Origin of the sequence: Aeromonas sp. S5(2024) (assembly GCF_041403025.1) — a bacterium.
GTDB classification, from domain to species: Bacteria; Pseudomonadota; Gammaproteobacteria; order Enterobacterales; family Aeromonadaceae; genus Aeromonas; species Aeromonas hydrophila.
Window position 1 is genome coordinate 36,835 of the sequence record NZ_JBGLRI010000010.1, and the last position, 17,988, is coordinate 54,822.

The window sequence follows — 17,988 nt, forward strand, 5'->3', positions numbered from 1 at the left end:
TTTAACAAAATGCCGATTAACTGAAAACAAGCAGCCGTTCCAATTGGGATGCGGATGAAGGAAGGGATCCGGGTGTTAAGCAAAGAGTGGTTACTGTTGTCAGCCGATATGGAATACGCCTGCCTGCGCATCGTGCCCGGGCTGACTAACCCCATCTCGGAGAGCGATATCCAGACGCTGCTGCTGGCCTCCAACTGCCGCCGCTATCAACCGTTGACGGAGGGGATCAAGCAGGCCATCAGCCTGCTCAACACCCTGCTGAGCAACCCGACCGCCCCCCTGCCCGGCAATCCGGTGCCCATCGCCCAGCGCCACGATGCCAGTGTCCTGCTGGTGGTGGAGAAGGACCGGATGAGCGCCACCGCCCAGATCACCGCCGACTGGGGCGGCAAATACCTCACCAGCGAACAGATGGAACAGGCGATCCAGAGCAGCGAGATCAGTCAAGGGGTGCAGGCGCCGCTCATCGCCGCCGCCGTGCTGGCCGCCAAGGAGGCGACGCCGGGCACCCTGCTCAGGCTACCGGTGGCGCAGGGCAAGGCAGCCGTCAACGGTCAGGACACCCGCTTCGAGCGACTGGTGGAGACCCCTGCCGAGCGCATCCTCAAGCCTCAGGAGCTGGACCACGGCCGGGTCGACATGCGCGACCTCGGCACCATCCTCACCGTCAAGGCCGGTGCCCAGCTGATGCGCCGCCACCCCGCCACCCAGGGGGTGCCGGGTTTCACCGTCACCGGCCAGGAGCTGCCCGCCAAGCATGGCAAGGACAGCCCCATGCTGGCCGGCGAGGGCACCTTCCTCTCGCCGGATGACCCCGATCTGCTGCTGGCCAGCCGCCCCGGTCTGCCGCGCCAGGAGAAGAACGGCATGAAGGTGGACGACGTGCTGAGCGTCAAGCAGGTGGATATCCGCCACGGCCACGTCATCTTCGAAGGGGCGCTGATCGTGGCGGGCGACGTCACCCCCGGCATGAAGATAAAGACCAGCGGCGACGTGGTGATCGGCGGCTTCGTCGAAGGGGGCTACATCGAATCGAGCGGCACCATCACGGTGCGCAACGGCATCATAGGGCGCAAGAGCGAACAGAGTGACGAGTTCCTCTGCCACCTCAACGCCCAGGGGGAGATCCACGCCAGCTACGCCCAGTACGCCAAGCTGGAGGCCGGCGGCGACATCCACATCCTGACCCAGCTCAGCCACTGCTACAGCCGCAGCGGCCAGGATCTCAAGGTGGGTGACAGCGGCATGCGCAAGGGCCACCTGCTGGGGGGCATCAGCATCGCCAACCGCCTCATCATGGCGCCGATCCTGGGGGCCTCGGCCCACAACCAGACCCGGCTGCAGATCCTCGGCGGCTACTTCACCCACAAGGAGCAGGAGCAGGCGCTGCGCCAGCGCAAGCAGGAGTGCCGGGAGCAGCTAGACAAGCTGCAGGACCTGCTGCTCAAGCTGCTGCAACTGCCAAGCGACAAGCGCAATCCCCAGACCCTGCAGAAGATCAAGCTGATCCGGACCCAGCGCCTCGAGGAGAGCAAGCTGCTGGATGAACAGCTGGAAGCGGCCCAGGAGGAGCTGCAGAAGCTGATGGCGGAGATGGACATCATCGCTACCCAGCACGCCTTCCCCGGGGTCGAGGTGGAAATGGCCCACCACCACTACCGGGTCGACATCGAACACGGCCCCATCCACTTCGCCATCCGTGAAGATCAGCTGCAGTTGACCCCCTACGAACCCCACAAGTGACGCAAGAGTGCCCCGTCAGTCGTGATCCGGGCGGCGAATTTCGCTACACTCGGCCTCCCATTGGCCCCATCGGGCGGGCCAGCCAGACCGCAGGATAGTGAGAGATGTACAAGCTGATCGCATTGGATATGGATGGCACCCTGTTGAACTCCCAGGGCCAGATTTCCCCCCGCACCCACGCGGCCATTGCCGCCGCCCGCGCCAAGGGCGTCACCGTCGTGCTGGCCTCGGGCCGGCCGCTGGAGGGGATGAGCCGCTATCTGGTGGAACTCGGCCTCACCGGTCAGGATGACTACGTCATCTGCTACAACGGTGCCCTGGTGCAGCAGGTGGCCGATCAGCGCATCATCCGCAGCCAGCTGCTCACCGGCAGCGATGCCAGCGCCATCGCCGCCCTGGCCGACGAGCTGGGCGTCAACGTGCACGGCTTCTCGGTAAACCGGGGGCTCATCAGCCCCAGGGTCAGCCCCTACACCGAGCACGAATCCCGCCTCATCGACATGCCCATCAAGCTGCTGGACTTCGCCACCCTGCCCGCCGACGAGCAGATCCTCAAAGTGATGATGATCGATCCCGAGCCGCTGCTCTCCCCCGCCATCGCCAAGCTGCCGGCCGAGCTCTACCAGTGCTATACCGTGGTGCGCAGCGCCCCCTACTTCCTCGAATTCATGAACAAGCAGAGCAACAAGGGGACCGGCGTCGCCGCCCTGGCCGAGCACCTGGGGCTGGATGCCTCCCAGGTCATCGCGGTGGGGGATGCGGGCAACGATCACCACATGATCGAATACGCCGGGCTGGGGGTGGCAATGGGCAATGCCACCGACGATATCAAGGCGCTGGCCCAGCACACCACGGGGCGCAACGATGAAGACGGGGTCGCCCAGGTGATCGAGCGTTTCATCCTGAACGCCTGACACGACCAGGGGCCTGCGGGCCCCTTTTGCTATCCGGCCGTCAGCGCGGAATGTTTAATATATCCACCACAGAAATGCACTTCCCTCTCCCCTTTCTCGCTACAGGCCCCTTTAAATGGGACTCAAGCCAGTCGAGCGCAGAATATATTTAACATATCGGCATCATTTTGTTTGACATATTGAACAGCCTTGGCAGACTGGGATCAGGATCCAGGCTGTCGTTGCCCAGGCTGACCGACGATTCTGGCTGTGCAACGCACCTCCGATCCCACGACCATGCCTTGAGGCATGCCCTTGCCCCGCTGACGACGGCAAGGGCCTGCCCAAGGCGCAGGACCGCTAAGGACAGCCAAGGTGAATCATGACTCGCAGCCCCCACACCCCGCGTAAACCCGTCGTACTGATGACCACGGGCGCCCAGCCCCGCAATGGCCACGCCTATCAGGTGATGACCCACAAATACATCAAGCCGCTGGTGGAGATCAGCGGTTGCGTGCCGCTGCTGGTGCCCACCTGCTGCGGCACCGAGGATCTGGCGCAGTATCTGGATCTGGCGGATGGCGTCTATCTGAGCGGCGCCGGCTCTAACATAGATCCCGCCCTCTACGGCCAGGAGAACCTCACCCCGGAGAAGCAGCAAGACAGGGACCGGGATCTGTTCGACATCCCGCTGGTGCGGGCCGCCCTCGACCGCGGCCTGCCGATCCTCGGGATCTGCCGCGGCATGCAGGAGATCAACGTGGCGCTGGGGGGAGACATCCACCAGAAGGTCTACAGCGAGCCAGGTTATGACGATCATCGGGAGGATGCGGACGATCCGGTGGACGATCAGTATGGCGAGAGCCATCAGGTCGAGCTGGTGCGGGGCAGCTGGCTGGCGGAGCTGATGGGACAGCCGTCGATCCCGGTCAACTCGCTGCACGGCCAGGGGATCAAGACGCTGGCCAAGGGGCTGGAGCCGCTGGCCCATGCCGAAGACGGGCTGATCGAGGCGATCCACGCCCCCGCTCTCTCCCCCTTCCTGCTGGCGGTGCAGTGGCACCCGGAGTGGAAGGCGAGCGAGAACCCTCACTCCATCAAGATTTTCGAGGCCTTTGGCGACGCCTGCCGGGCCCGTCTGAGCGGCCTCTGACGCAGCCGGCTAGTCGCCGAACCCGCGCGCCTTGAGCTTGGGCAGCGCACCGCGATCCGGGCGCAGGGTTCGGCACACCTCCAGCCCCTTCAGGCCGCGCTGGATGTGATCCGGCGTGTGGCCAAACACCATGCCGTTGCTGCGATAGAGGGCGCTGTCGTCCAGCTCGAACAGCTCGCCGCCGATCAAGAGCTGCTCACGGCCGTTGACCGTCTTGCCGCGCTTGAGCGGCAGCATCATGTCGCTCAGCACCTCGCCGGTGGCGCAGCCCTCGCGCCAGCGCGCCTCGTCGGCAAAGGGGGTGATGGCGATCTCGCGCCAGGAGCCATCGCGAAACTCGACCCGATACTTGTCGGCCAGCTGATCACAGCCCGTCAGCAACCAGGCCCCGGCAATCCAGACCATCTTGTTCAGCGTGCGCACTCGTACCACTCCCTCGTCAGACCGGCGCCCAGCATAAATAAATTGCCCCCGCCCCGCACCCATTTAGCGGGTTGAAACCAACTATGCTGGAAATAACCAATGATAAGGGGCTGCTATGTTTAGCGATAACCTCGTTGCGCTACCTACCCTGCTGTGGATTGGCGAACACCCATTCTGGACCCTGTTGACCCTGTTCTTGCTCTTCACCCATTTCTTGCGCAGCCCCGGCCGCCGTCGGGAGCTGGTGAGCGAGCTCGGCTTCGTGATGATAAGCCTGGTGGTGATCCTGCTGATCCAGTTCGAGGGGGGCTGGTTTCGTCTGCCACTGCCCCACCACTGGCTGGTGGAGATCTCCAGCCTGCTGGCCGGGCTGGTGCTGGTGAAAATCTGGGGGATCCTGCTGTTCCAGTTTCTGCTGCCCCTGTGCCAGATCCGCATCCCGCGCATCATCGCCGACATCGTCATCACGGTCGGCTACATCGGCTGGTGCCTGTTCCGCCTCTACGCCTCCGGCATGGCCCTCGGCGAGATCGTCACCACCTCCGCCGTCATCACCGCCGTCATCGCCTTCTCCATGCAGGACACCCTGGGCAACCTGCTGGCCGGCGTCTCGATCCAGCTCGACAACTCCATCGCCATCGGTGACTGGCTGCAGGTGGAGACCACCCAGGGCCGGGTGGTGGAGATCAACTGGCGCGCCACCACCATCGAGACCCGCAACTGGGAGACGGTGGTGATCCCCAACAGCCACCTGCTCAAGCAGCGCTTCACCGTGCTCGGACGGCGGCAGAACGCCCCCCTGCAGTGGCGCCGCTGGGTCTGGTTCGACATCACCCTGGATACCCTGCCGACCCAGATCATCGCCCTGGTAGAGCAATCCCTGCGGGAGACCCGCATCCGCCACGTCTCCGCCAGCCCGCAGCCGGACTGCCTGCTGATGAACGTGGAAAACGGCATCGCCCGCTACGCGGTGCGCTACTGGCTCACCGATCTGGCGGTGGACGATCCCACCGACTCGGCGGTGCGCACCCTGATCGATGCCGCCCTGCGCCGCAACGACCGGCGCCTGACCCCGCCCATCTTCAACGTCTTCATGACCACGGATCAGGATCACAAGGATCAGCGCCACAAACGGCATACCGCCGAGCGCACCGACACCCTGCGCCGCCTGCCGCTGTTCGCCATGCTGCAGGAGGAGGAGCTGCTGCGGCTGGCGGATCAGGTCAAGTTCGCCCCCTTCGTCAACGGCGATCGGATGCTGAGCCAGGGGGAGGTCTCCGGCTGGCTGTTCGTGCTGGTGAAGGGGGATGCCCAGATGCTGGTGGAGGTGGAAGGGCGCGAGCTGCCGCTCGGCACCCTCAATGCCGGCGATTTCTTCGGCGAGCTGAGCCTGCTCACCGGCGAGCCCAGCCCGTTCACGGTGCGGGCCCTGGGGACCGTCGAAACCTATCGCATCAATCAGGCCATGTTCCAGGAGCTGGTGGCCCAGCGCGGCTCCCTGCTCGAGCCGCTCTACAAGGTGCTGAGCGCCCGTCAGCAGGAGCAGCAGGAGCTGCTGGCGCGGGAGGCGGAGGCCATGAAGCAGATCACCCCGCCACGGGATCTGCTGGACAAACTGATGGCGCTGTTTGGCGGTCGATGACGTAGCATGGCGGCTCAGGCTTTCTACCAGAGATGCATTTCATGCTGTTGACCGCACTGGCCCTGAGCGCCACCCTGCAATTTGACTGCCCCGCAACCATTGAAACCCGCCAGCAGCAGCTGGGGACCAGCCCGGGGTGGCAGGCCGTCACCCGCAACGATCTGGGGGAACAACACCAGCCCCTCAGCCACCGGCTGGACAACCTGGCCCTGTTCGACGGCGACCCCGATGAGCGAGCCCAGCTCAAGCCGGACAACGGCGACAGCGACGCGCTGCACTACTGGAGTCTGGATCGCCGCAACCCTCGCCCCTTCTATCTGGTCTGCCACTATCGGGAGACCGCCATCACCCTGCAGCAGGCGCTGCCCGCCGGCATCAGCTACTGCCGGGTCAACCAGCCCGAGCCTTACGATCTACGCGGATTGATCTGCCGCAACGAGTGACCACTCCGGCATGACCCAACGATGGCTGCTGCCTGCGGAGCATGATCGGCCGACAGGGAATGCATGTCGGCCGGAGCTGGTGGGAGTGGAGGCCTGATCAGAGCAGCAGTTCCGCCAGCTCGCCCAGCGCCGTCAGCTCCACGTCCGGCAGCAGTTGCAGTTGTCGCCAGGGCTGACCGCGCTCGTTGAGCCAGGCGGCCTTGAAGCCGTGCAGCCGGGCCCCCAGCACGTCGGTCTGTGGATGATCCCCCACGTGCAGGATCTGGCCGGGGGCCAGCTTGAGTGCCCTCTGCGCCTCTACGAACATGTCCGGCGCCGGCTTCATCCTGCTGCCGAGGCCAGCCTTGCAGACCAGGGTGAAGTAATCCGCGAGACCAGCCCGGGTCAGATCCAGATTGCCGTTGGTGATGACCACCAGCGGGTAGTGCTCGGCCAGCCGGGCCAGCAGGGCGTGGGTCTGGTCGCTCACCTCGATCTTCGAGCGCTCAGCCAGAAAACCGGCGAACACCGACGCTGCCTCACGCTCCGCCAACTCTTGCACCATCCCCCCCGCCATCAGCGCGGCCTGAATGCCGTGCCGGCGCGCCAGACTGACGTCGTGGCGCAGTGCCGGCTGTTCCAGCAGCAGGTTGTGCTTGAGCGCCTGCCAGCGCGGCTTGTCCAGCATGGCGGTGGCCAGGTATTCGCTGCGCAGGTGGCTCAGCATCCACTGCTCGGCCCGTTCGATGGCCGGGCCGTTGTCATAGAGGGTATCGTCGAGGTCAAACGAGATGGCGGCCACCGGCTGCCAGCGGCGATAGAACTGCATGGTATCTCCTCTTGTCGAGGCCGGGCGTGCCCGGCCCTCCTCATTCGTCGTCCGGAGTGGCGGGATCCCGCTTCGCCCTTGGATGGGCGCTGTCATACACCTTGGCCAGATGCTGGAAGTCGAGGTGGGTGTAGATCTGGGTGGTGGAGAGATCGGCGTGACCCAGCAGCTCCTGCACCGCCCGCAGATCGCCGGAGGACTCCAGCATGTGGGTGGCAAAGCTGTGGCGCAGCTTGTGGGGATGGACATGGGCGTTGAGCGCCTGCTTGTTGCCCCAGCCGTCGAGCCGCTCCTGCACCGAGCGAGCCGACAGCCGCTGCTTGCGCTTGGAGACGAACAGCGCCTCCAGCTCATCGCCGGCCAGCAGGGGGCGCAACTTGAGCCATTTTTGCAGCCACTCCACCGCCATCCGCCCCACCGGCAACACCCGCTCCCGCGAGCCCTTGCCGGTCACCCTGAGCTGGCGCTCGTCGAGCTTCACGTCCGCCAGATTGAGCCCCACCAGCTCGGCCAGCCGCAGGCCGGAGGAGTACATCAGCTCCATGATGGCGCGATCCCGCACCGCCAGCGGATCCTGCTCGTCGGTGATGTTGAGCAGCTGGTACATCTCGTCCACATCCAGGTTCTTGGGCAGCGGCCGCCCCTGCTTGGGGGTGACGATGCCGCGCGCCGGATTGGCGACCAGTCGCCCCTGACGCACCTGCCAGTCGCAGAAGCTGCGCAGGGCGGAGACCTTGGTGGCCAGCGAACGGGGCGCCAGCCCCGCCTTGTGCATCCGGGTCACCAGACTGCGTACCTGACTCGCCTCGAGCCGGGCCCAGTCGTCGACCCCGAGCTTCACCAGCTCGGCGGTCATGGCTTCCAGATGGGCCTGGTAGTTGCTGCGGGTGTGCGGGCTGAGCTGGCGCTCGACCCGCAGGTATTCGATGAAAGCCGCCAGCTCGTCAGCCAGCGCGGCCGGCAGGGGCTCGGCGGCAGACGGCGCCTTGGCGGGGGATCTGGCCGGCGTCTTAGCCACGCGCCAGCTCGGGCAGACGCAGTTGCAGCAGGCGGCCGAGCTGGCCCAGCAGCAGGGTGTCGTTGTGGGGGGTAAAGTGGCTCGGATCCGAGCTGGCGAAGGCCAGCACGCCGAGATCGCCGAGCCGCATCAGGGCCACCGAGTTGACCAGCACGTCGTGGCCGAACAGTGCCTGCTTCTCGCTCTGGTTGAGCCGGCCGAAGTAGTAATCCTGACCCGGCAGGCGCTGGCCCAGCAGCTGTTCGAGCTGTCTGCCCTCCGCCATGAACTTCTGCTCGGGGCCGCTCAACTGGAATTTTTTCGGGCTGAGCCAGAGCCGCAGGCCGGTCAGCCGCAGCCGCTGCACGAACGCCTTGCCCATCACGGCGCTCACCTCGAACAGGCTCTGACAGCCGTACAGCTCGCCGTAGAGATCGGCATAGACCCGGAAAATCCGCTCGTTCTCGCTGGCGATCCCCATCAGCTCGGTGATCTCCTGCTCCAGCTGCTCGATGCGCTCGCGCTGTCTGTCCAGCTGGCGCTCCACCAGCGAGACGGTGCCCTTGCGTTCGTGAGGAATGCGGATCCGGTCCAGCATGGCCGCGTGGCGCTGGAAAAACTCGGGATAACGGGCCAGGTACTCCAGCACTGTGGCTTCATCCACCAGTGGTTCCTGCCGTTTGAGTTCGCTCATAACTTGGTTGGTCCATCCGAAAAAGGGGCACAAGGCCCCGACATTAGTGCTTGGCAGAGCGGGGGCCTCCCCGCCCGTGCCTATAACTCTATCTGACCGTCAAATACATGCTCGGCCGGCCCGGTCATGTAGACCGGCTGACCCGGCCCCTTCCAGGCGATGGTCAGCTTGCCCCCCGGCAGGGTGACGGTGACCCGCTCCTTGAGCTTGCCCTGGCTGATGCCCACCACCACGGCGGCGCAGGCGCCGGTGCCGCAGGCCAGGGTCTCGCCCACCCCGCGTTCGAACACCCGCAGTTTGATCTCGCTGGCGTTGACCATCTCCATGAAGCCGACGTTGACCCGCTCGGGAAAGCGCTCGTGTCGCTCCATGATGGGACCCAGGGTCGCCACCGGCGCATCGGCTACCGAGGGCACCTCGATGACACAGTGAGGATTGCCCATGGAGACGGCCCCGCACATCACAGTATGCTCCTGGGCCCGCAGCAGGTAGGTTTTTTCCGCCTTCTGGGCCCGGAACGGGATCTTGCCTGGCTCGAACTGGGGCACCCCCATGTTGACCGTGACCTGGTTCTCCCCTTCCAGCTGCAGCACGATGCGGCCGCGCGCCGTGCTGACCGCGATGCGATCCCGGTTGATCAGCCCCTTGAGGCGCACGAAACGGGCGAAACAGCGGGCACCGTTGCCGCACTGCTCCACCTCGCTGCCATCGGCATTGAAGATGCGGTAGTGAAAGTCGAGCTCGGGATCATAGGGCGGCTCCACCAGCAGCAGTTGGTCGAAGCCGATGCCGAAATGGCGATCCGCCAGCTTCTTGATGACCTCATTGCTGAAAAACACCTTCTGGGTGACGCCATCCACCACCATGAAGTCGTTCCCCAGCCCGTGCATCTTGGAAAAATCTATCAACATCGTGCGTTCCTGTACCCTTGTTCACGCTCTCACCTGGAGGAACGCTTAGAGAAATCCATTAACAATCAGGGCAGTAAATGCTCACCGCGCCAGAGATCGGCCAACTGCTCGCGCTCTCTGATGAGGAACGACTGCGCTCCGTCCACCAGCACTTCGGCGGCGCGGGGACGGGTGTTGTAGTTGGAGGACATGGTAAAGCCATAGGCACCGGCGGAACGCACCGCCAGCAGGGAGCCCTCGGCGATCGCCAGGGTGCGCTCCTTGCCGAGGAAGTCACCGGTCTCGCAGACCGGACCGACCACGTCGTACAGCGCCGGATCGTGGGCCGTGCGGCTGTCTACCTCGATGATGTTCATCCAGGCGCCGTAGAGCGAGGGACGCAGCAGATCGTTCATGCCGGCGTCGATCAGCGCGAAGTTGCGGGTCTCGCCCGGCTTGAGGTACTCCACCCGGGTCAGCAGCACGCCGGCGTTGGCGACGATGGCACGGCCCGGCTCGAACAACAGGGTCAGATCCCGGCCCGCCAGCTTCTGCTTGAGCGCCTCGGCATATTCGCTGGGATGGGGAGGTTGCTCGGCGCCATAGTTGACCCCAAGGCCGCCACCCACGTCCAGGTGGTGAATGTGGATGCCTTCCGCCGCCAGGCCGTCGATCAGCCGCAGCAGCTTGTCGGCCGCCTCCATGAACGGATTGAGCTCGGTGAGCTGGGAGCCGATATGGCAATCCACCCCGACGATCTCGATGTTGGCCATGGCCGCCGCCTTGCGGTAGATGGCGGGCGCCTGCTCGATGGGAATGCCGAACTTGTTCTGCTTGAGGCCGGTGGAGATATAGGGATGAGTACCGGCGTCGATGTCCGGGTTGACCCGCACCGACACCCGGGCCTTCTTGCCCATGCCGCCCGCCACCCGGTTCAGACGCTCCAGCTCGGCTTCCGACTCCAGGTTGAAACAGAGGATCTCTTTATCCAGCGCGAGGCGCATCTCGGCTTCGCTCTTGGCCACCCCGGAGAAGACCACCTTGGCCGGATCGCCGCCCGCCGCCAGTACCCGCGACAGCTCGCCGCCGGAGACGATGTCAAAGCCTGAACCCAGCCGGGCCAGCAGGTTGAGCAGCGCCAGGTTGGAGTTGGCCTTGACCGCATAACAGATGAGATGGGGGATGTCGCCCGCCGCCTTGTCGAAAGCGTGCCAGTGACGTTCAAGGGTGGCGCGGGAGTAGACGTACAGCGGGGTGCCGTACTGCTCGGCAAGTTGTTGCAGCGAGGTGTGTTCGGCCTGAAGCTGGCCGTCGGCGTCGTAGTTAAAGTGATCCAAGGGGGCGGTTCCTTCCTAAATTATTGCGGCGCGGCCTCTGGGGCTGCCTCGGCGGTCGCAGGCGTCTGTGCTTGCGGTGTACTCTGGGTCTGGGGCTGCTCGGGGGGCGGCATGTAGAGCGGTCCCGTCAGGCCACACGCGGCCAAACCAAGAGACAGAAGAGTGGCAAGCAGACACTTGGTAAGCTGGGTAATCATAATGGTTCGCTGCGAAAAAATTTTTGGCCCTCTATAATCGCACTCACATTGTTAAAAGCAACAGGATAAACCGATGAAGGATCACGAGTATCACGCCCTGACCGACGCCTTTTTCCAATATGTGGAGGACACCGTCGACGCAGGATATCCGGATATTGACTGTGAGCGTGCCGGCGGGGTCTTGACCCTGTCGTTCGAGAACAAGACCAAGGTCATCATCAACAAGCAGGAACCCCTGCACCAGATCTGGGTCGCCACCCGCGAGAACGGCTTCCACTTCGAGCTGCAAGGAGAAACCTGGATCGACAACCGCTTCGGTCACGAGCTCAAGACGCTGCTGAGCAAGGCCTGCACCACCCAGGCGGGCGAACCCGTCCAGTTCCCATGATGGTGCAGCCCGCCATGATCGATCTGCATCCTGAAGGCGCCCGTCACGCGGTGATCTGGCTGCACGGGCTGGGGGATTCCGGCGCCGGCCTCGCCCCGCTGGTGGATGCGCTGGCGCTGCCCGCCGACCTGCCGGTGCGTCATCTGCTGCCCGATGCGCCGGAGCGCGCCATCACCATCAACATGGGCTACAAGATGCGCGGCTGGTACGACATCAAGAGCTTCGACAACCCGGCGGATCGCGCCGTGGAATCCCACGTCAGGGAGTCCGCGGCCCGCATCGCCGCGCTGATCGAGCAGCTGGTAGCCGAGGGCTTCGCCCCCGAGCGCATCGTGCTGGCCGGCTTCTCCCAGGGGGGCGTGATTGCCTCCTTCACCGCCCTGCGCCTGCCGCAGCAACTGGCGGGCCTGCTCTGCATGTCCACCTACCTGGCGGCGCCCGACGCCCTGCTCGGCGAGATGAGCGAGGCTGCCCGCAGCCTGCCCATCTGCTACATGCACGGCATCTATGACGACGTGGTGAGCCTCTCCATGGGCTGGGACGCCAAGAACCGGCTGGAGGCGGCCGGGCTCTCCCCCGCGTGGCACGAGTACCCGATGCGCCACGAGATCTGCCGCCCGCAGCTCGACGACATCCGTCAGTGGCTGCTGGCCCGCCTCGCGGGCTGAGCCAACCGCGAATAGCCAAACGGCCTGCAGATGCAGGCCGTTTTCATTCGATATGAGCGATGATCCTGTGCAGCAGGGGGCCGAGACCAGGGCGCTTGCGCGCACGCCGGACCGGCCCCTGCCCTACCCCGCGCCTGCGGCGGAGCCGAGCTCGCGCCCCTGACCACCGTCGCGCAGCTGGCCCTGGCTGCGGTAGGGGATCACCTCCAGCTCGCCATTGATCTGCACTATCTCGTAGTACTGGGGCAGGTTGAAGTTGCTGAACTGGCCCGCGTCGCTGAAACGCTCGTGGCTGGAGGTATAGAAGCGGTTCACCCCCTGCACCAGCTCATCCTTGTTACCGGCGAAGTGCTGGTAGATCTCCACCCGGTTCGCCTCGTCCAGGATATAGATGTTGGTGCCCGCATCCCGGGTATCGAAGAAGAACTGCACCAGCCCCTCGCTGGCGTAGGCATCGACAATGCCGGGCAGATGCTGGCTGTGGGTCTTGTCGAGCCGCAGCGGCAGGTGATCCAGCTTGTTGTGGGAGATGTGGCGATAGAAGTCGACCGCGTTCTCCAGCTTCTTGACCGACACCCCGCGCCGCTCGAAGAAGATCCCGTACTTCTCCTTGCCGAGCGCCAGCGTCTTGACCAGCTGCTGCTTGTCGCGGGCCAGGCGCAGCTCGATGCATTCGGCCACCAGCTGCTGGAAGCGGGTGCGCACCAGGGAGCGGAAGTGCTGGCTGTAGCAGAACACCTCGATCATCTCGGGGGCGGCGGCATCCTGGTGCATCTTGCCGAGGATGGTGGTGAGAGCGTCCACCACCGCCTCGTCCCCCTGGAAGTGCAGGGTACGGATCTCGCTCCAGGAGTTGCGATAGACCAGGTCCACCGACCCCACCAGACACTCCTGATTGCGGCCGAACGAGAAGACGTCGGCGGCGTTGGCGTCGAATTCGATCACCTGGCCCACCCAGTGACTGGTCGGGTCCGTCTCCAGGTTGAGGAAAATGGAGAGCTGACGAATTTCGCACGGCCGGCTGAGGGCCAGGTTGGTGGCGCGGGGATACTTGACCGGGAAGGTGCCGGACAGATCGCGACAGAACTGGTGCAGGTTGTCGATGTGCAGATCCGAGCCCTGGTTGAACAGGTGCACTCGCGACTGCGGCGTCAGCAGGCCGTTGAAGTAGGCCCACGACACCAGCTTGCTGATGTAGCCGTTATATTCGAGCGGCGCCCGGCCGATGATGTCTGCCGGCTCCAGCGAATGTTTGTAGAGATACCAGCCGGCGCGGTTCAAGCGGCCGTGCGGCACCTGCACCAAGCTGAGATCCGGCTCGCTCAAGTCCGGCGCAATCTTGAGGTTGATGCGCTGCACCTTGCCCGGCAGGCTCTCGAATGCGGCATAGAGCTTGCGCGACAGGATGCCGATGTCTTCCGGGTTGATGGACTCGCTGATGTTGTTGCGCCGGGCGAACTGGATCAGGTTGCGGTAGCTCTGCATCAGGGCTTCCAGCAGCTCGGCATGAGCCACCTTGACGTCCTCGACCTTCCACTCCTGGCGGTGATCCAGATGGTGCAACCGCTCCTGACTCCAGCCCCAGTAAGAGACCAGCTGGGTCATCTGCTCGCGGCGCCAGGCTGGGGAATGCTCCTCCTTCGGGTGGCTGAGACCGTCACACACCTTCAGATAGAAGCAGCGGCGCACCAGATCGAGCCGCTGCATGTCGCCGATGGACTTGAGGTAGTTGGTCACCTTGTCCAGCATCAGGCAGTAGTTGTCGAGCCGGTAGTGCATCCCCTCGTTGTGCTGGAACCAGTCGCGGCTGGTCACCGACAACAGACGGGTGTTGGGATACTCGTGGGAGTAGGCCTCCATCAATACCGACTTGAGCACCGCCTTGTAGGGGGAGTCGATACCCTTGTAGAGCTGCCAGAGGGCGGAGCCGAAGTACTCCTCGGCCGGAATGCGGTTGAAGCCACCGAGATCGAGCCAGTCATCCTGGCTCAGCTTGCCGTGGGCGAACAGGCCGTTGACGTAATCGTCGTAGTGATCGTCATACTCGCTGGGCACCAGATACCAGAGCAGCCGCTTGCCGGCGATCAGCATGGCGCTGCGGTAGAACTCGTCGAGCAGCAACAGGTGCTGGGCGCTGCCGCAGCTCTCACCCTGCATCTGGGCATCGTTGCGCTGGCGGAACTTGTCCTCGGGGATCAGGAAGAAGTTGAGATCGACCCCCCGCTGCTCAGCCCATTTGGAGAGTTGCTGGCACTTGAGATCCAGCAGCTCGAGCCGCTCCTGCGACAAACCAGCCACATGGCAGACCCAGATGTCGAGATCCGAGTGACAGCACTGGCCGATGGACGAGGTGCTGCCCATGGAGTAGAGCCCCTGGATCGACTTGTCATGGGTGGTGAGGCCGTTCAGGCAGTTGGCGTTCTGGCACAGGTCCTCGATGAAGGCCTGCTGGGCGTCATTGGCGGTAAAACTCCAGATGCCGTGCGGCACATCCCCCGCCACATAACCGGGCAACAGGGGGTGATTGAAGTGCAGCATGACGGGTAGCAGCTGAAAAACCTGCTGCCCGTAGCGACTCATGAGACCTAGCGCCCGTTGCGTCTTGAGACGATTGAGTTCGTCGTAGCGCGCCACCAGCGTGTCGAGTTTTACCAGCAATGCCCTGCCTATACCGAGGTAAGAAATGACGCACCAAAACGGGGAGACGTCAAAAAAGTGTGATCATGTTAACAATGCAAACAGCGGTGGTAAACAAGCCCGCACACAATCGCCGGATTATTTATGACAAGTCACTAAACAGTATCATTGGAAAGCAATAAAAATCTGTAATTTCAACAAATTAACCGGAAAGCCAGACTTAATAAAAATCATTTTCAGCAGCCGTTTTTGAGCTTGAGCCCGCTTTTGCAGGCTGTGCCATGAAAGCCCCTGCAAAGGGTGGTAAGATCGTTTTCCTTCTAAAGATGAAACAACTGATTGATATGGCAGCCCGAACCCTGAAAATTGCCACTCGCAAGAGCCCCTTGGCCCTGTGGCAGGCCAACTTCGTCAAAGACCGGCTGGAAGCCCTGTACCCCGAGTTACAGGTCGAGCTGGTGCCCATGAGCACTCAGGGTGACAAGATCCTGGATACCCCTCTCGCCAAGGTGGGCGGCAAGGGGTTGTTCGTCAAGGAGCTGGAAACCGCCATGCTGGAGGGACGGGCCGACATCGCCGTGCACTCCATGAAAGACGTGCCGGTGGAGTTCCCCGAAGGGCTCGGTCTGCACACCATCTGCGAGCGCGAAGATCCGCGCGATGCCTTTGTTTCCAACCGCTTCGGCCAGATTGATGAGCTGCCGCAGGGGGCCGTGGTCGGCACATCCAGCCTGCGTCGTCAGTGCCAGCTGCGCGCGGCACGTCCAGATTTGGTGATCCGCGACCTGCGCGGCAACGTCAACACCCGTCTCGCCAAGCTGGACGCCGGTGAATACGACGCCATCATCCTCGCCGCCGCCGGCCTGAAACGGCTGGAGATGGCGCACCGCATCACCGCCTTCATCGAGCCGGAACAGAGCCTGCCCGCCAATGGTCAGGGTGCAGTCGGCATCGAGTGCCGCCTCGACGATCACGAGCTGCACGCCCTGCTGGCACCGCTCGAACACCCCGAGACCCGGATCCGGGTACTGACCGAGCGCGCCATGAACCGTGTCCTGCAGGGGGGCTGTCAGGTCCCCATCGGGGCCTACGCCCTGGTGCAAGGGGAAGAAGTGTGGCTGCGCGGGCTAGTGGGTAGCCCGGATGGCAGCCGTGTCATTCGCGACGAGATCCGCGGTCCGCTGGCCGACGGTGAGGCCCTCGGTCACACCCTGGCCCAGCGTCTGCTGGCCGATGGTGCCGATGTCATCCTGGCCGAGGTCTACCGGGCATGATCCCGCTGGTGGTGCGCCCGGCCGCCCAGGCCGCCGAGCTGGCGGCGCTGCTGCGCCAGCACGGCCACGCACCGCTCTGCTGCCCGCTGCTGGAAACCGTGGCGGGCAGCGAACTGCACCGCCTGCCCGAACTGCTGCCCCAGGCCGACATCGTCATCTCTGTCAGCATGCATGCAGTTCATTTCACTCATCATTTTCTGTTGCAAACTGGTCAGACCTGGCCAAATATTGACTACTTTGCGGTCGGCCAGGCCAGCGCGGATGCCTTCGCCGAGGTGGGCATCCAGGCCTTGAGCCCGGACGATCCGCGCAGCGAAGGGCTGCTGGCCCTGCCCGGCCTGCAACAGGTGAACGGCAAGCAGGTGCTGATCCTGCGCGGCAATGGCGGCCGGGATCTCATCGCCCGGACGCTGGCCTCACGCGGCGCACTGGTGCACTATTGTGCGGCCTATGAGCGCCACTACCCCGCACTGGACGGGGATGCATTGACTCGCCACTGGCAGGCGGCCGGGCTCGACAGCCTGCTCGTCACCAGCGGTGAACTGCTGCAACGGCTGCTGGAACTGGTCCCGGACCAACAGCTGCCCTGGCTGCACGACCGCCTGCTGGTGGTGCCCAGCCCGCGGGTGGCCGAAATGGCCGCAGCGGCGGGCTTTACCCATATCACGATTGCCCAGGGTGCATCCAACCAGGCCCTGACGGCCGCTCTGGAACTGAGGAAGATGGAATGACTGAACAGCAAGAAGTCCAGCCGAGTGCCGCGGCCTCCGTGGCCGACAACAAGCAACCCGGCCAGAAGGTCAACAACAAGAAGAGCAGCTCGGGTGCTGTGGTCGGCGGCATCGCCATCCTGCTGGCCCTCGGCCTGACCGGCGGCCTCTATCTGCACGGCCACAAGAGTGCCGTGGCTCAGCAGGGCGAGCTGAACCAGCTCAAGCTGCAACTGGCCGAGGCCATGAACAAGCTTGACCAGAGCAACAGCAAGGATGGCGAACAGCTGGCCGCCCTCGGCAAGCAGCAGCAACTGCTGCAGGACGAGCTCAAGGGGTTGCAGACCCGGGTGCTGGATCTCAACGACAAGCGCCCCAATGACTGGATGCTGGCCGAATCCGAATACCTGGTGCGGATGGCCGGTCGCAAGCTGTGGCTGGAACACGACCTCGTCTCCGCCATCACACTGCTCGGCAATGCCGACGAGCGCATCAAGGCGCTCAACGATCCCAGCCTGATGCCCATCCGCAAGGCGCTGGCCGAAGACATCGCCCAACTCAAGGGGATGCCGCGCATCGACCGCGAAGGGCTGACTCTGAAGCTGGCCGCCCTCTCCGATCAGATCGAGCTGTTGCCACTCTCCACCGTCAGCATGCCGGAAGCCAAGAGCGAGCCTGATCAGGCCGTCAGCACCAACCCGGACGAGTGGGAGAGCAATCTCAAGAAGAACTGGGTCAAATTCACCGAGAACTTCATCACCATCCGCCGTCGTGACGGCGCGGTGGAGGCCCTGCTCTCCCCGCAGCAGGAGATCTTCCTGCGCGAGAACCTCAAGACCAAGCTGCTGCAGGCCCAGCTCGCCGTCTACCGCGAGCAGCAGGCCCTCTATGACGATAGCCTGGACAAGGCCCAGCGCTGGCTGACCCAGTATTTCGACACCGACAACAGCGCCACCCACTACATGCAGTCCGAGCTGGACAAGCTCAAGGGGGAGCAGATCCAGTTCAACTATCCGGATCGCTTCAAGACCCAGGCCATGCTGGAAGAGGTGCTGACCGAGCGCCTGCAGCGCATTCTGGCCAGCAACTGA

The 17,988-nt window shown here is 64.0% G+C and carries 18 protein-coding genes; 10 read left to right on the forward strand and 8 right to left on the reverse strand.

The features are described from left to right. Positions 1-72: 72 nt before the first annotated feature. The 3 genes from ACB032_RS17670 (at position 73) to ACB032_RS17680 (ending at position 3,789) form a co-directional block, all read left to right on the forward strand. A complete protein-coding gene (locus ACB032_RS17670) occupies positions 73-1,743 on the forward strand; it encodes a DUF342 domain-containing protein (RefSeq protein WP_371138439.1) in 1,671 nt (556 codons plus the stop codon). 104 nt (positions 1,744-1,847) lie between these two features. Continuing rightward, entirely contained in the window at positions 1,848-2,657 is an 810-nt protein-coding gene (yidA, locus tag ACB032_RS17675; protein WP_371138440.1) for a sugar-phosphatase, read from the forward strand. A gap of 361 nt (positions 2,658-3,018) precedes the next feature. Then, positions 3,019-3,789 carry a gamma-glutamyl-gamma-aminobutyrate hydrolase family protein gene (locus ACB032_RS17680; RefSeq protein WP_371138441.1) on the forward strand — a complete coding sequence of 257 codons (771 nt, stop codon included), beginning with the start codon at positions 3,019-3,021 and terminating at the stop codon, positions 3,787-3,789. Between the two features lie 9 nt (positions 3,790-3,798). Here the strand turns inward: ACB032_RS17680 and ACB032_RS17685 are convergent, their stop codons facing one another. Then, the gene (locus tag ACB032_RS17685; RefSeq protein ID WP_161772480.1) at positions 3,799-4,194 is read right to left on the reverse strand and encodes a hypothetical protein; all 396 of its coding nucleotides are present in this window, start codon (positions 4,192-4,194) and stop codon (positions 3,799-3,801) included. A 133-nt stretch (positions 4,195-4,327) separates the two neighbouring features. Here ACB032_RS17685 and ACB032_RS17690 point away from each other — a divergent pair, with 133 nt between their 5' ends. Both ACB032_RS17690 and ACB032_RS17695 read left to right on the forward strand, forming a co-directional pair. Next, on the forward strand, positions 4,328-5,854 hold the full coding sequence (locus tag ACB032_RS17690) for a mechanosensitive ion channel family protein (RefSeq protein ID WP_039212899.1): 1,527 nt from the start codon (positions 4,328-4,330) through the stop codon (positions 5,852-5,854). 41 nt (positions 5,855-5,895) lie between these two features. Beyond that, positions 5,896-6,297 carry an STY0301 family protein gene (locus ACB032_RS17695; protein WP_024946062.1) on the forward strand — a complete coding sequence of 134 codons (402 nt, stop codon included), beginning with the start codon at positions 5,896-5,898 and terminating at the stop codon, positions 6,295-6,297. A 97-nt stretch (positions 6,298-6,394) separates the two neighbouring features. Here ACB032_RS17695 and ACB032_RS17700 read toward each other — a convergent pair whose 3' ends face one another. The 6 genes from ACB032_RS17700 to ACB032_RS17725 form a co-directional block, all read right to left on the reverse strand. Further along, the gene (locus tag ACB032_RS17700) at positions 6,395-7,105 is read right to left on the reverse strand and encodes an HAD-IA family hydrolase (protein WP_371138442.1); all 711 of its coding nucleotides are present in this window, start codon (positions 7,103-7,105) and stop codon (positions 6,395-6,397) included. Positions 7,106-7,145: 40 nt separating this feature from the next. Further along, positions 7,146-8,123 carry a tyrosine recombinase XerC gene (gene xerC, locus ACB032_RS17705; RefSeq protein WP_371138443.1) on the reverse strand — a complete coding sequence of 326 codons (978 nt, stop codon included), beginning with the start codon at positions 8,121-8,123 and terminating at the stop codon, positions 7,146-7,148. Continuing rightward, a complete protein-coding gene (locus ACB032_RS17710; protein WP_016349251.1) occupies positions 8,116-8,796 on the reverse strand; it encodes a DUF484 family protein in 681 nt (226 codons plus the stop codon). Before ACB032_RS17710 ends, xerC begins: the two co-directional genes overlap by 8 nt. Before the next feature lie 80 nt (positions 8,797-8,876). Beyond that, the gene (gene dapF, locus ACB032_RS17715) at positions 8,877-9,707 is read right to left on the reverse strand and encodes a diaminopimelate epimerase (RefSeq protein ID WP_011704447.1); all 831 of its coding nucleotides are present in this window, start codon (positions 9,705-9,707) and stop codon (positions 8,877-8,879) included. Positions 9,708-9,772: 65 nt separating this feature from the next. Continuing rightward, entirely contained in the window at positions 9,773-11,023 is a 1,251-nt protein-coding gene (gene lysA, locus ACB032_RS17720; protein ID WP_371138444.1) for a diaminopimelate decarboxylase, read from the reverse strand. Between the two features lie 20 nt (positions 11,024-11,043). Further along, the gene (locus ACB032_RS17725) at positions 11,044-11,220 is read right to left on the reverse strand and encodes a lipoprotein (protein ID WP_017408874.1); all 177 of its coding nucleotides are present in this window, start codon (positions 11,218-11,220) and stop codon (positions 11,044-11,046) included. Positions 11,221-11,293: 73 nt separating this feature from the next. Here ACB032_RS17725 and cyaY point away from each other — a divergent pair, with 73 nt between their 5' ends. Next, positions 11,294-11,608, forward strand: coding sequence for an iron donor protein CyaY (gene cyaY / locus ACB032_RS17730; protein ID WP_043125653.1), 315 nt, complete (start codon positions 11,294-11,296; stop codon positions 11,606-11,608). 14 nt (positions 11,609-11,622) lie between these two features. Beyond that, positions 11,623-12,276, forward strand: a complete 654-nt coding sequence (locus ACB032_RS17735) for an alpha/beta hydrolase (RefSeq protein ID WP_024946059.1) — start codon at positions 11,623-11,625, stop codon at positions 12,274-12,276. Between the two features lie 123 nt (positions 12,277-12,399). On the opposite strand, the gene ACB032_RS17740 is transcribed toward ACB032_RS17735, so the two are convergent. Continuing rightward, positions 12,400-14,934 (reverse strand): class I adenylate cyclase, encoded by a 2,535-nt coding sequence (locus ACB032_RS17740; protein ID WP_371138445.1) that lies wholly within the window; start codon positions 14,932-14,934, stop codon positions 12,400-12,402. Between the two features lie 323 nt (positions 14,935-15,257). Between ACB032_RS17740 and hemC the strand changes: the two genes are divergently transcribed. The 3 genes from hemC to ACB032_RS17755 are packed head-to-tail and all read left to right on the forward strand — an operon-like array spanning position 15,258 to position 17,988. After that, positions 15,258-16,187 carry a hydroxymethylbilane synthase gene (hemC, locus tag ACB032_RS17745; protein WP_371138446.1) on the forward strand — a complete coding sequence of 310 codons (930 nt, stop codon included), beginning with the start codon at positions 15,258-15,260 and terminating at the stop codon, positions 16,185-16,187. Next, positions 16,184-16,918: a uroporphyrinogen-III synthase gene (locus tag ACB032_RS17750; protein WP_371138447.1), complete on the forward strand. Its 735-nt coding sequence runs from the start codon at positions 16,184-16,186 to the stop codon at positions 16,916-16,918. The genes hemC and ACB032_RS17750 overlap by 4 nt, the downstream gene beginning before the upstream one ends. Next, positions 16,915-17,988: a uroporphyrinogen-III C-methyltransferase gene (locus ACB032_RS17755; protein WP_041217696.1), complete on the forward strand. Its 1,074-nt coding sequence runs from the start codon at positions 16,915-16,917 to the stop codon at positions 17,986-17,988. Before ACB032_RS17750 ends, ACB032_RS17755 begins: the two co-directional genes overlap by 4 nt.